Annotated in this window: 13 protein-coding genes and 1 pseudogene; 13 read left to right on the plus strand and 1 reads right to left on the minus strand. The window is 39.6% G+C overall.

Translation table 11 applies throughout. The features are described from left to right. Nucleotides 1-257: pseudogene (locus AC1DSL_RS07680) on the plus strand (ABC transporter permease); the annotation flags it as partial. 73 nt (nucleotides 258-330) lie between these two features. Here the strand turns inward: AC1DSL_RS07680 and AC1DSL_RS07685 are convergent. Beyond that, nucleotides 331-780: a PH domain-containing protein gene (locus AC1DSL_RS07685; RefSeq protein WP_477531782.1), complete on the minus strand. Its 450-nt coding sequence runs from the start codon at nucleotides 778-780 to the stop codon at nucleotides 331-333. A 260-nt stretch (nucleotides 781-1,040) separates the two neighbouring features. Between AC1DSL_RS07685 and yfmF the strand changes: the two genes are divergently transcribed. From yfmF to AC1DSL_RS07745, 12 genes are all read left to right on the plus strand, one after another. Further along, complete coding sequence (gene yfmF / locus AC1DSL_RS07690; RefSeq protein WP_477531783.1) at nucleotides 1,041-2,333, plus strand: EF-P 5-aminopentanol modification-associated protein YfmF; 1,293 nt, start codon at nucleotides 1,041-1,043, stop codon at nucleotides 2,331-2,333. Further along, complete coding sequence (gene yfmH / locus AC1DSL_RS07695) at nucleotides 2,314-3,618, plus strand: EF-P 5-aminopentanol modification-associated protein YfmH (RefSeq protein WP_477531784.1); 1,305 nt, start codon at nucleotides 2,314-2,316, stop codon at nucleotides 3,616-3,618. The genes yfmF and yfmH overlap by 20 nt, the downstream gene beginning before the upstream one ends. Next, entirely contained in the window at nucleotides 3,615-4,343 is a 729-nt protein-coding gene (gene ymfI / locus AC1DSL_RS07700; protein ID WP_477531785.1) for an elongation factor P 5-aminopentanone reductase, read from the plus strand. The genes yfmH and ymfI overlap by 4 nt, the downstream gene beginning before the upstream one ends. A 43-nt stretch (nucleotides 4,344-4,386) precedes the next feature. Then, the gene (locus AC1DSL_RS07705) at nucleotides 4,387-4,644 is read left to right on the plus strand and encodes a DUF3243 domain-containing protein (RefSeq protein ID WP_016427573.1); all 258 of its coding nucleotides are present in this window, start codon (nucleotides 4,387-4,389) and stop codon (nucleotides 4,642-4,644) included. Between the two features lie 189 nt (nucleotides 4,645-4,833). Continuing rightward, a complete protein-coding gene (locus AC1DSL_RS07710; protein ID WP_016427572.1) occupies nucleotides 4,834-5,631 on the plus strand; it encodes a DUF3388 domain-containing protein in 798 nt (265 codons plus the stop codon). Between the two features lie 16 nt (nucleotides 5,632-5,647). Further along, nucleotides 5,648-6,493, plus strand: a complete 846-nt coding sequence (locus AC1DSL_RS07715) for a helix-turn-helix domain-containing protein (protein WP_477531786.1) — start codon at nucleotides 5,648-5,650, stop codon at nucleotides 6,491-6,493. Nucleotides 6,494-6,541: 48 nt separating this feature from the next. After that, entirely contained in the window at nucleotides 6,542-7,120 is a 579-nt protein-coding gene (pgsA, locus tag AC1DSL_RS07720; protein ID WP_477531787.1) for a CDP-diacylglycerol--glycerol-3-phosphate 3-phosphatidyltransferase, read from the plus strand. Between the two features lie 14 nt (nucleotides 7,121-7,134). After that, on the plus strand, nucleotides 7,135-8,385 hold the full coding sequence (locus AC1DSL_RS07725; protein WP_477531788.1) for a competence/damage-inducible protein A: 1,251 nt from the start codon (nucleotides 7,135-7,137) through the stop codon (nucleotides 8,383-8,385). A gap of 364 nt (nucleotides 8,386-8,749) precedes the next feature. Then, the gene (recA, locus tag AC1DSL_RS07730) at nucleotides 8,750-9,808 is read left to right on the plus strand and encodes a recombinase RecA (protein ID WP_016427568.1); all 1,059 of its coding nucleotides are present in this window, start codon (nucleotides 8,750-8,752) and stop codon (nucleotides 9,806-9,808) included. Nucleotides 9,809-10,007: 199 nt separating this feature from the next. After that, complete coding sequence (rny, locus tag AC1DSL_RS07735) at nucleotides 10,008-11,567, plus strand: ribonuclease Y (RefSeq protein ID WP_016427567.1); 1,560 nt, start codon at nucleotides 10,008-10,010, stop codon at nucleotides 11,565-11,567. A gap of 163 nt (nucleotides 11,568-11,730) precedes the next feature. After that, the gene (locus tag AC1DSL_RS07740) at nucleotides 11,731-12,528 is read left to right on the plus strand and encodes a TIGR00282 family metallophosphoesterase (protein ID WP_016427566.1); all 798 of its coding nucleotides are present in this window, start codon (nucleotides 11,731-11,733) and stop codon (nucleotides 12,526-12,528) included. A gap of 87 nt (nucleotides 12,529-12,615) precedes the next feature. Then, nucleotides 12,616-12,888, plus strand: coding sequence for a stage V sporulation protein S (locus tag AC1DSL_RS07745; protein WP_016427565.1), 273 nt, complete (start codon nucleotides 12,616-12,618; stop codon nucleotides 12,886-12,888). Nucleotides 12,889-13,031 lie beyond the last annotated feature (143 nt).

A 13,031-nucleotide genomic window follows, 5' to 3' on the forward strand; every position in this document is an offset into this window, starting at 1 on the left:
GGACAAGGATTTATGGCACTTGCTGCAATGATCTTTGGTAAGTGGCATCCCCTGGGTGCGATGGGGGCAGCTCTGTTCTTTGGGTTTGCTCAAGCGTTAAGTATTGTCGGTGGATCATTGCCGATAATCAGCGAAATTCCAAGTGTTTTCTTACTGATTTTACCTTATGTCTTAACAATCCTTGCCTTAGCAGGATTCATTGGTAAAGCAAATGCACCAAGGCTATAGGAACACCTTATATAAAAGGGAAACGATAAAATCGATCTTAAAAGGACCGGGCATTTTGCCTGGTCCTTTCATTTTTTGTTTACACATTTAGTTAATGGTAATTTACTGAGTTATTTTATCAATTTGGACATTTGGCGCACGTTTCTCTAATTCGAAAATGAAAAGGTCAATGTCTTTAGGTGAAATCTTCACACTTCCTAAAGTTGCTGATTTATAAAATAATTCAATACCTTGTTTTGATGATAACAAGCGGAAACCAGTAAAGATTTCAGTTGTGGGAGAAATCCTTGTTATATCTTCATATGGGATTCGACTTTTAAATAACCCACCTTTTACAAACAAGTGGTCATTATTTAGGACGTATTTAATAGAAAAAGCAGACCACAATAGTAACCCAATTGATAACACACATAAGGAAAGTACAGTAATGGTATCAATACTCGTTCTATCATAATCTAAAAGCAGAGGAAACAAAAATACGCTAAGGATAATAAATACTGTGATTGATATGATTCCAACAAAAAAATTATCAATTTTTGAACTAAACTTCATAATATAACCCCTCCTAATTTAACTACGAATAGCTAATAGGAAAGTTTCGCTGGATTTACATTTTTTTCAATGAACAATTCTTTTGTTCACCGGTGATTAAGCTTCAGGAATTAATTGACAACAGATATTTGGATCCCTAGCAAGAGGTATTTATGGGACGTAAGACTTATATTTTTTCACGAGCTATTTGCAATCATTTACCAGCACCATGTATAGTGAAAGATATGGTATGGCATATTAATGAAATAGGAGGGATTTCGATGTTTCAAACAATCGAGTTACAACAAGGCATCCATCTACATATTAGGCCTACAGATCAATTTAAAACTGTAAACTTTTCGTTTAAATTCAAACAATTATTGACTAATCAATCTGCATCAGAACGTTCAGTACTTTCAAATGTATTATTGCATAGTAATGAGCTTTTTCCATCCAATTCAGCTTTCCGAAGCCATTTAGATGAGCTTTACGGGACGATTATGTATTTAGACTCAAGCAAAAAGGGGAGTGATCATTCCGTCACTTTGCTTGCTGAGTCTGTCAATGATCAATATTTGTCTACTGGCGGAGTGTTGGATCAAGTAATTAATCTTATGCAAACGGTTCTTTTCAGCCCAAATCTGGAGCAGGGAACGTTCAAAGAATCGATTGTAACACGTGAAAAAGATACAGTCATTCAACGTATTGAGTCAATATACGATGATAAAACACGATATGCACAACAGCGACTGGTTGAATTAATGCGACCAAATCACCCAGCTTCTATTGGTGCAAACGGGACTATCAATGATGTTAATGCGATTACCAAGGAATCCTTATTTAAAGCCTACAAGAAAATGCTTGAAGAAGATGAGTTGGATATTTATGTTGTGGGTGACGTGGATGTAGAAGAAATGACTGCCAAGCTGAAACAAGCATTTCCTTTCAAAGCACGATCTAAAAAGCAAAAAAATGTTCATGAAAATATTGAGCATAAAACCGCTGAGAAAGATAAAGTCAACGAACAACAAGAAATGAAGCAAGGGAAATTGCATATTGGTTACAGTACACCAGTTACGTTTACGCATCCTGATTTTCCAAAAATGCAAATTACGAATGGCATTTTCGGTGGATATCCTCATGCGAAGTTGTTCCTGAACGTTCGTGAAAAAGAAAGCATGGCTTATTATGTGTCAAGTTCATTCTCTTCAGCATATGGATTAGTATTTGTTCTTGCTGGAATTGATGCGAGTAAACAAGAAAAAGCGGTGCGTTTAATTGATGAACAATTGGAGGCAATGAAAAATGGGGAGATTTCAAAAAATGAAATCGATCAAACTGTTGCCATGTTGAAGAATCAATTAAAAGAAGCGCTTGATTCTGCTCGAGGACAAATCGAGATTTATGATCAATACAAAGACCTTGATGAAAAATTCTCAGTTGATTCATGGGTTGAAAAGTGGACATCAGTCACGAAAGAAGATATTCAGGAAATGGCAAAATCAATTAATAAAGAACTTGTTTATTTCTTGTCTGGAAAGGAGGAGCTGTCGCATGAAGGAGCTTCACTTTAAACAATTGGATGAAAAAATGTACCATGAAAAAATGAATAATGGTCTGGAAGTATATATCTTGCCTAAAAAAGGCTTCTCGAAAACATTTGTGACCTTTACAACAAAATATGGGGCAATTGATCGTACTTTCGTGCCGTTAGGAGAGTCAGAGCAAATTACTGTCCCGGATGGAATTGCTCATTTCCTGGAACATAAAATGTTTGAAAAAGAAGACGGCGACGTATTCCAGAAATTTAGTGGATATGGGGCATCTGCCAATGCATTTACTTCCTTTACCCGTACAGCGTATTTATTTTCCTCAACGGATCACTTGTATGAAAACACGGAAACGCTCTTGAATTTTGTGCAGGAGCCTTACTTCACACAAGCAACTGTTGAAAAAGAAAAAGGGATTATCGGTCAAGAAATCACGATGTATGATGATCAACCTGACTGGCGATTGTATTTTGGCACTATTGAAAATATGTACAAAGATCATCCGGTGAAAATCGATATTGCAGGAACAATCGATTCGATTGATAAAATTACTGCTGAGCATTTATATACTTGTTATGAAACGTTCTACCATCCGTCAAATATGTTATTGTTCGTTGTTGGCGCAGTAGATCCGGAAAAAATGATGACTTATATCCGAGAAAATCAGTCTAAAAAAGAATTTGCCGAACCACAACCGATCCAACGTGCTTTTCCTGAAGAACCGTTGGAAGTTGCAAAACATGAAAATAAATTGTTAATGGATGTTCAGAAACCAAAAGTATATATTGGACTAAAAGCGAAAGAAACTTCTCTGCAAGGCGATGCCATGATGAAACACGAGATGGGGATTCAACTTGCATTGGAATTGATTTTTGGCCGATCTTCGGACTTCTATGTGGAAGCCTATGAAAAAGGCTGGATCGATGAATCGTATGCTTTTGATTTCACATTGGAAAAAGGCTATGGCTTTGCTTTGATTGGATCAGACACTTCAATGCCGAAAGAATTAATTGAAGCAATTAAAAAAGAACTGAAAAAAGTTGAAGAGAAATGGCCATTTGGACAAAGCGATTTAGACCGTGTCCGCAAGAAAAAGATTGGATATTTCCTTCGTGCCTTAAATTCAGTGGAATTTATTGCGAACCAATTTACTCGTTACGCATTTAATGATATGGATTTATTTGATGCTGTTCCTTCTCTTGAGAAGATGACTGTTGAGGACTTGCAACAAGCTTTCAAATCCATACAAGGTGAAGAACAACAGACTGTATTTTCTGTTCTTCCGAAGAAAGAGCAATCGGCATCATGAAGAAATTTGCCTGCATTTTTGGGGCATCGGGTGAAATAGGGCAAGCAATTGCATATGACATGTCCAAACATGGCTGGAGTTTGTATTTACATTTCAATGAAAACAAACAGTCCATTGATCAATTAATATCACATTTACAAGATCTTTATCCGAACCAAGAATTTCATGTCATTCAAGGAGACCTTGCTGACAATAAAGCAATCCATTTTATTTGTACACAACTTTTTGAAGTTCAAACGATTGTCTTTGCATCTGGTCAGGCTTTGTATAAATTACTTGAAGAGACTACACCCCGAGAAATGGAAATGGTGTGGCGAACGCATGTGCAAGCACCTATGACAATCATCGGTCAGCTAGCTCCTAAATTAAGACGGCACGACCGGTCTTATATCACCTTTATCGGCTCGATATGGGGAGAAACTGGAGCGGCTGGAGAAACTGTTTATTCAGCCGTCAAAGGTGCGCAGCATGCTTTCGTAAAAGCTTATGCAAAGGAATCAGGCTCGTCTGGAGTTCGAGTCAATGTCATTGCCCCAGGAATCATTGATACGAAAATGAATGAAGCATTCGATGCGGGAGAAAGAATAGCGCTTGAAGATGAGATTCCTCTTCAAACTTTCGGTAAACCGCAGGACGTAGCCAATCTTGTTACTTTTTTAACCAGTGGAAATGCGGATTATATAACTGGTCAAGTGCTCCGGGTAAACGGCGGTTGGTACATATAATTTCTTTTTTTGCACATACTGTTTGTGAAAAGGAGGAATGGACATGGCCTTACTTGAAAACTGGCAAAAATGGACACACTTTCTGGGTGTAAATGTAATGAACGCCGAATCAACTGGGATGACTAAAAAAGCCATCCAATCAACAGCTTATGAAATCGGCGATTACTTAGCCAAAAATGTGGATCCTAAGAACGAACAAGAGCGTGTTTTGTCGGATTTGTGGTCAGTTGCTACTGAAGATGAACAACATGCATTGGCGAACATGGTCGTCAAATTAGTTCAACAAAAAACTGTACAGTAAAAGAAAAGAAGGACATTGTTCCTTCTTTTCTTTTTTCCTTTTCTTACGTACATAAATCAGCTATGATAGAACCTAGAGTAGTTTGGAAACGTCATCTATTGAGAAAGACTTGAAAGGTGTCGCATTAGGAGGATTTTTGTTAAAAAATACTTGCTCCTTCAATAAGTTAGGCGGAAAGGTCGTTACATTATGCGCGAATGGTATTTTGAATATGAAATACAAATAAACCGTCCAGGATTGCTCGGGGATATTGCCTCTTTACTCGGTATGCTTCGTGTTAACATTGTGACAATTAACGGTGTAGACCAGGGCAGACGAGGGTTGTTGCTTCGTGCAGAGAATGATGAGCAAATTGAACGTTTTGAATTGATTGTTTCAACGATGGAAACGATTAAAGTTACAAAGTTCCGGGAACCGAAACTACGTGACATTTTAGCAGTCAGACACGGTCGATACATACAACGAGATGCGGATGATCGCAAAACATTTCGTTTTGTTCGGGATGAATTAGGTCTACTCGTCGATTTTATGGCAGAATTGTTTAAGCAAGAAGGACATAAATTAATCGGGATTCGTGGAATGCCTCGAGTAGGAAAAACCGAATCAGTTGTTGCAGCTAGCGTCAGTGCAAATAAAAAATGGGTGTTTTTATCTTCAACCATGATTAAACAAACCGTCCGTAGCCAATTGGCAGGAGACGAATTCAGTGATAATAATATTTTTATCCTGGACGGAATTGTGACGAGACAATCTACAGATGAACGTCATTTACAGTTGGTGCGTGAAATGATGCGCCTCCCGTCAATTAAAGTAGTTGAACATCCTGATATGTTCGTTCAACAATCAGATTACACGATTGAAGACTTTGATTACATTATTGAATTGCGACACGAACCAGATGAAGAAATAACATACGAAATGATGGAAAAAAACCAGATGATGTCTGAAAGAGGTAACTTAGATGGCTTCGGTGGTTTTAACTTTTAACAGGCAGGTGTTTTAGTTGACTGAATTAGGAACTCGTCTTAAAGAGGCGAGAACGGCAAAAGGATATAGTTTGGACGACTTGCAGGAAATGACGAAAATACAAAAACGTTATCTTGCCGGTATCGAAGAAGGCAACTACAGCATGATGCCGGGACCGTTTTATGTTCGAGCATTTATTAAGCAATATGCTGATGCAGTTGGATTGAATTCTGATGAATTGCTAGAGTCGTATAAGCAGGAAGTACCTTCTTCCACGAGTGAAGAAGTGCGTCAAACGATGACGTCTGCGCCTTCTAGACGCCGACCGATTGGAAGATCATCGAATAGTATGAACGAGATGATCCCGATGATCGTAGTGGCACTATTCATTATTATTGGTATCGTGATTTTTTGGTTTTCCTATCAAAATTTAGCGAAAAATGATGACCAATCTGCGGACGCTGTCGAGGACGAAGTGTCTATTGAACCTCCGACCGGAGATGAAACTCCGGTTGAAGAAGAGCCGGAAGTACCAGAAGATGTAGAGCCAGTACCGACTCAGAAAATTGAAATGGGTGCAATTGATGGTGAAACAACTAATTATACGGTTACAGGAGCCGAAACATTTTCAGTGAAAATTGTTGCACGAGGCAGAACATGGGTTGGTGTTAAAAATCCATCCGGTGTAGAAATGCTGGGTCGTGAATTAGCCGTGGGAGAAACGGTTAACCTAGATCTAAGTGATTTACCTTCGGCGCGTATTCGAGTTGGATCAGCATCGCAAATAGATGTCTTTGTCAATGACGAAAAAGTGGAGTATGGAATTTCACCAGCAGAAAAAATTGTTCAAAATATGATGATTCAATTTTCAAAACAGCAATAGTCATCTCTAACAAGATGGCTATTTTCTTTGAATCGAGAGGAGACAAAAATGAATATACCAAATCAAATTACGGTTTCAAKAATCATCATGATCCCTATATTTGTTGTTTTCATGTTAGTTGATTTTGGCTGGGGTGATGTTACATTTTTAGGATCAACTATACCAGTTGAACATTTAATTGGCGCAATCATTTTTATTTTTGCATCAGTAACGGACTTTATTGATGGATATTATGCGCGTAAACATAACTTGGTAACGAATATGGGTAAGTTCCTGGATCCACTAGCTGATAAATTATTGGTTTCTGCAGCCTTGATCATCCTTGTAGAACTTGGATTCGCACCTGCTTGGATTGTTATCATAATAATCAGCCGCGAATTTGCTGTTACGGGACTTCGTTTAATTCTTGCAGAAGAAGGTGAAGTTGTGGCAGCGAAACAATTGGGGAAAATCAAGATGTGGACTCAAATTGTCGCGATTTCCGCATTGCTACTTCACAATATTATTTTTGAAATGTTCTCTATTCCATTCGCTTCAATCATGTTGTATGTGTCATTGTTCTTTACGGTTTGGTCTGGATGGGATTACTTCTATGCAAACCGCCGTGTGTTACTCGACTCAAAATAGGGGCGTGAATGAAGATGAATGCTGAAATTATTGCAGTAGGATCTGAACTGTTGCTTGGACAAATCACAAATACAAATGCACGCTATATTTCGAGTCAACTGGCTGAACTGGGTGTCAATGTCTATTATCATACGGTAGTAGGTGATAACGCGGAGCGTTTAAAACAAGCGATTGAATTGGCTGAAACACGAGCGGATCTAATTGTATTCTCTGGAGGACTTGGTCCAACCAAGGACGACTTGACGAAAGAAACTATTGCAAGGCACGTAGGAACGGACCTTGTTATGGACGAGACCGCACTGATTTCCATTGAAGCATTCTTTAACCGTATAAACCTTCCGATGACTGAAAACAACAAGAAGCAGGCTCTTGTACTTGATGGCTGTGAAGTGTTGGCTAATCATAACGGTATGGCTCCGGGGATGTTCTATTCAAAAGGAAACCATGTGTATATCCTTCTGCCTGGACCACCTAAAGAAATGGAACCAATGTTTCAATTAGAAGCAAAGCCTGTTTTGGCAAGATGGCTGAATCAAGGAGAAGTGATTATTTCACACGTCCTTCGTTTTTATGGAATCGGTGAGGCGGAGCTTGAAACACGGATTATGGATTTACTGGATGCCCAAACTAATCCAACTATTGCGCCGCTAGCTTCCGATGGGGAAGTCACTTTGCGGATTACAGCCAAAACTTCTACAGAAGAAGAAGCGCTAAAATTGATTCAAGAAACTGAACAAGTATTACTTTCCCGCGTAGGAGATTATTTATACGGTTACAACGATGACTCGCTTGCATCAAGTGCAAGCAGATTATTAATAGAGCAAGGATTGACGATATCGGCAGCTGAAAGTTTGACAGCTGGATTATTCCAATCAGAACTGGCTGCCATCCCTGGTGTAAGTCAAACATTGGTTGGTGGTGTGGTTACATACACAGCGGAGTCGAAAATGAATCAGCTCGGAGTCTCAAAAGACATCATCGACCAATATGGAGTTGTGAGTGCTGAATGTGCGACTGCCATGGCCAGTAGGGTGAAAGCAATGTTCCAAACGGATATAGGCGTCGGACTGACTGGTGCAGCTGGTCCTAACTCTCATGATAATAAGCCAGCAGGCACTGTGTGGATCGCAATCAGCCTTCCTAATGATGATGTGGTGACTCACGAACTGCATTTAAGCGATATGCGTAATACCAATCGTCTGAGAGCAGTGATGAGGACGTTCCATTATTTGATTCAATTGCTATCAAACAATCAAGCACAATAATAGATTTGTAAAGGAGCAATCATTCTCATAAAGATTGCTCCTTTTTTGATAGGCATTGTAAAAAGAATGTTCCTCACTAGCCAACAAGTATGAACACCACATACTTGTGGATCTCCAGCTTCACGCTCTAGCGGCATGTTGGACTCAATGCTCGTACACGGAAAGGGAACCGATTCCTTCTATATTTTTAAATAATCTACAATAATAGTTTTATTGAGCCTTTTGAATAATGATGAGCTTGCCATTAAATATGATAAAAAAATAAACCGAATAAACGTTCGCTTTTTTCTTGTATATTTCTCATAAACCAAGTATAGTAGAGACAGAAGTTAAATTAGTGTTTAAATCAAAGGAGGAACCATTCTTGAGCGATCGTAAAGCAGCGTTAGACATGGCGTTAAAACAAATTGAGAAACAATTCGGTAAAGGTTCTATTATGAAACTTGGCGAAAAAACTGATCGTGAAGTATTGACTACTTCCAGCGGATCTCTTGCACTTGACGTGGCACTTGGTGTGGGCGGATATCCAAGAGGACGTATTATTGAAATTTATGGACCTGAAAGCTCAGGTAAAACAACTGTGGCACTTCATGCGATTGCAGAAGCACAAGCAGCTGGTGGACAAGCAGCTTTCATCGATGCTGAACATGCGCTTGATCCAATTTATGCACAAAATTTAGGCGTAAACATAGATGAATTATTATTATCACAACCAGATACAGGTGAACAGGCATTAGAAATTTGTGAAGCACTTGTACGTAGTGGTGCAGTTGATATCGTTGTTATTGACTCAGTTGCTGCACTTGTACCTAAAGCTGAAATTGAAGGCGATATGGGTGACTCTCACGTAGGTCTTCAAGCTCGCTTGATGTCACAAGCTTTACGTAAATTGTCTGGTGCAATCAGCAAGTCAAAAACTACGGCAATCTTCATCAACCAAATTCGTGAAAAAGTCGGCGTTATGTTCGGTAACCCGGAGGTAACACCTGGTGGGCGCGCACTTAAATTCTATAGTTCAGTGCGTCTAGAAGTCCGTCGTGCAGAAGCCATCAAGTCGGGTAACGATTTCATGGGGAACAAAACGAAAATTAAAGTCGTTAAAAACAAAGTAGCACCTCCATTCCGTACTGCGGAAGTCGATGTTATGTATGGACAAGGGATTTCACGTGAAGGTGAAATCGTTGATTTAGGAGTCGAAATGGACATCGTGAACAAGAGCGGTTCTTGGTATGCATATAACGATGATCGTTTAGGCCAAGGACGCGAAAATGCAAAACAATTCCTTAAAGATAATCCTTCAACACGTAATGAGATTGCTCAAAAAATCCGTGCAGCTTATGGCATGATGGCCACAGCTTACACAATTGCAGCTCATGAGGAAGAAGAAGATGAAGAGTTTGAGTTATTACTAGATGAAAAATAAGATTTAAGTAGTAGCCTGCCGTAAAAATCGGCAGGCTATTTTCCTTTAAGGACACTCGTGAATCCTTGACAGAGTATTTTTACATCTATACAATTAAACTTGTATAATCTCTTAAATGAAACCATTTGGCAGTATTGTGGATGACTCCATATATGAGCCGACTGAACATGAAAATGAAATAGCAAGAGGAGGTGTTCAAATGATTGAAACAGTACTCATCTCCGCTTTGCTTGGTCTTATCGTCGGTGCCGTTGTTAGCTATATTTTAATTAAAAATGTGAACGATTCAAAAGTGACTGGTGCGAAGCAGTCTGCGGTGCTTATCGTAGACGAAGCGAAGCGAGAAGCGGAAGCTCTTAAAAAAGAAGCATTACTAGAAGCAAAAGATGAAACTCACAAATTGAGATCTGAAGCAGAATCTGACATCCGTGAACGCCGATCTGAACTGCAAAAACAGGAAAATCGGTACTTGCAAAGAGAAGAAAACCTTGACCGTAAGGATGATGCTCTTAACAAAAGAGAAGCGGGTCTAGAGCGTAAAGATGACGCTCTGACTGAGAGACAACAGCATATCGAGCAGATGGAAAGCAGAGTGGCAGAATTAGTTGCCAAACAACAAACAGAACTTGAACGCATTTCTGCATTAACACGTGAAGAAGCGAAAGGCATCATTCTACAGCAAGTAGAAAATGAATTAGCAACGGACATCGCAGTTATGACGAAAGAATCCGAAACGCGTGCGAAAGAAGAGTCAGACAAGAAAGCACGTGAAATCTTGTCAATAGCTCTACAACGCTTCGCGGCAGACCATGTAGCAGAAACGACTGTATCAGTCGTAAACTTGCCAAATGATGAAATGAAAGGCCGCATCATTGGACGAGAAGGTCGAAATATTCGAACTCTCGAAACATTGACAGGTATCGATTTAATAATCGATGATACACCTGAAGCAGTTATTCTTTCTGGTTTTGATCCGATTCGTCGTGAAACAGCACGTCTCGCACTTGAAAAATTAGTGCAAGATGGACGTATTCACCCGGCACGTATTGAAGAAATGGTCGAAAAATCAAGACGAGAAGTTGATGAACAAATTCGTGAAATCGGTGAACAAACGACATTTGATATTGGCATTCATAATTTACATCCAGATTTAATTAAAATCATGGGTCGGATGCGTTACCGCACGAGTTATGGTCAAAACGTCCTGAAGCACTCAAAAGAAGTGGCATTTTTAGCTGGATTGCTTGCAGCTGAACTTGGCGAGGATGTAACACTTGCACGTCGTGCAGGACTTCTACACGATATCGGGAAAGCAATCGACCACGAAGTGGAAGGTAGCCACGTTGAAATTGGTGTGGAACTTGCTACGAAGTATAAAGAGCATCCAGTCGTCATTAACAGTATCGCTTCCCATCATGGGGATACAGAAGCAACATCTGTTATTGCAGTGTTAGTAGCCGCAGCCGATGCATTGTCAGCAGCACGTCCTGGTGCACGTAGTGAAACGTTAGAAAATTACATTCGTCGTCTTGAGAAGCTGGAAGAAATTTCAGAGTCATATGATGGTGTTGAGAAATCATTTGCCATTCAAGCAGGTCGCGAAATTCGCATTATGGTTCGTCCGGAACAAATTGATGATATTACAGCACATCGTTTGGCACGTGATATCCGTAAACGAATTGAAGAAGAACTGGATTACCCTGGTCATATTAAAGTAACGGTCATTCGAGAAACTCGCGCCGTTGAATACGCTAAATAAGTAAAAAGGGCTTCGATCTGAGGCCTTTTTTTACTTTTTATGATAGTAAAAGTTTTTTAGGATATTCTTACATTAAAGAAATATTCACCAATAAGGTGATAGCCGTTTTGCGGAATATCAACAACCAACAGCAGAGCCAACGGAAATGAAAGAAGGAATGAAAATGAAAGTATTATTTATTGGAGACATCGTTGGATCGATTGGTCGCGATGCAGTAGAAGATTATTTACCAAGATTGAAAAGAAAATATCAACCAGACGTGGTCATTGCAAATGGCGAAAATGCTGCAGCAGGTCGAGGCATAACTCAAAAGATATTTCAAGATTTGCTTTATATGGGAGTCGACGTTGTGACGATGGGGAACCATACATGGGATCAAAAAGAAATTTTTGATTTCATTGATGATACTGATTATTTAATTCGTCCGGCAAACTTTTCAGATGAAGCACCGGGTAAGGGCATGACGACTATTACAAAAAACGGTCATACGTTATCCGTGATTAATTTGCATGGCCGTACATTTTTACCGCCACATGATGATCCATTCAAAAAAGCGACTGAGCTTGTAAATGAAGCAAAGCAAATATCTCCACTGATTTTTGTTGATTTTCATGCAGAAGCAACGAGTGAAAAAATAGCGATGGGTTGGCATTTAGATGGGGAAGTATCCGCCGTTGTTGGTACGCATACACATGTCCAGACAGCAGATGCCCGCATTTATCCAAATGGAACAGCGTACATCACGGACGTCGGGATGACAGGTCCTTACGACGGCGTACTTGGGATGAAGAAAGAAGATGTACTGTATCGTTTCCAGACGAATATGCCCGCTCGTTTTGAGGTACCAAAGTCAGGAAGATCTGTACTCAGCGCATTTTTCGTAGAGTTGGATAACCAAACAGGAAAAGCCACTTCGTTTGAACGTATTTATATCAACGAAGATTATCCTTTCAGAGGATAACTTCTTCTATCTTTCTCTTATCTTGCATACAGTGACTTAAGGACATCTTAATCGTCCAACGGTCAGCAAGGACAAGGAGGAATCGTAGTGGAATCATTAAAAGTATCTTCAAGATCTAATCCAAACTCAGTTGCAGGTGCATTAGTTGCAGTCATCCGTGAAAAAGGGTATGCAGAAATGCAAGCAGTTGGAGCAGGAGCACTTAATCAAGCGGTAAAAGCAGTTGCAATTGCACGTGGCTTTGTCGCGCCGAGTGGCACCGATTTAATTTGTTCTCCGGCATTTACAGATATTGTGATCTCTGGGGAAGACCGGACAGCTATTAAGCTTTTAGTTGAAAAACGTACAAGAGCACAATAAGAAAAGCGTAAAGCGCTATTCTTACTTAATTGTAAACTAACCCAATCTCAAAAGAGGTTGGGTTTTTACGTATTTTCAGCACAAATTACTAATTTGGCTTCCTCCAAAGGTCTGAATTTCAAAAAACTACCGCTATTTTATAG

The organism is Paenisporosarcina sp. P4_D4, assembly GCF_056401835.1.

Coding starts and splice junctions, on each gene's coding strand:
- yfmF (WP_477531783.1), top strand. CDS start 1,041: ATGTTTCAAACAATCGAGTTACAACAAGGCATCCATCTACATATTAGG.
- AC1DSL_RS07725 (WP_477531788.1), top strand. CDS start 7,135: ATGAATGCTGAAATTATTGCAGTAGGATCTGAACTGTTGCTTGGACAA.
- AC1DSL_RS07685 (WP_477531782.1), bottom strand. CDS start 780: ATGAAGTTTAGTTCAAAAATTGATAATTTTTTTGTTGGAATCATATCA.
- rny (WP_016427567.1), top strand. CDS start 10,008: ATGATTGAAACAGTACTCATCTCCGCTTTGCTTGGTCTTATCGTCGGT.
- yfmH (WP_477531784.1), top strand. CDS start 2,314: ATGAAGGAGCTTCACTTTAAACAATTGGATGAAAAAATGTACCATGAA.
- AC1DSL_RS07740 (WP_016427566.1), top strand. CDS start 11,731: ATGAAAGTATTATTTATTGGAGACATCGTTGGATCGATTGGTCGCGAT.
- AC1DSL_RS07705 (WP_016427573.1), top strand. CDS start 4,387: ATGGCCTTACTTGAAAACTGGCAAAAATGGACACACTTTCTGGGTGTA.
- AC1DSL_RS07710 (WP_016427572.1), top strand. CDS start 4,834: ATGCGCGAATGGTATTTTGAATATGAAATACAAATAAACCGTCCAGGA.
- ymfI (WP_477531785.1), top strand. CDS start 3,615: ATGAAGAAATTTGCCTGCATTTTTGGGGCATCGGGTGAAATAGGGCAA.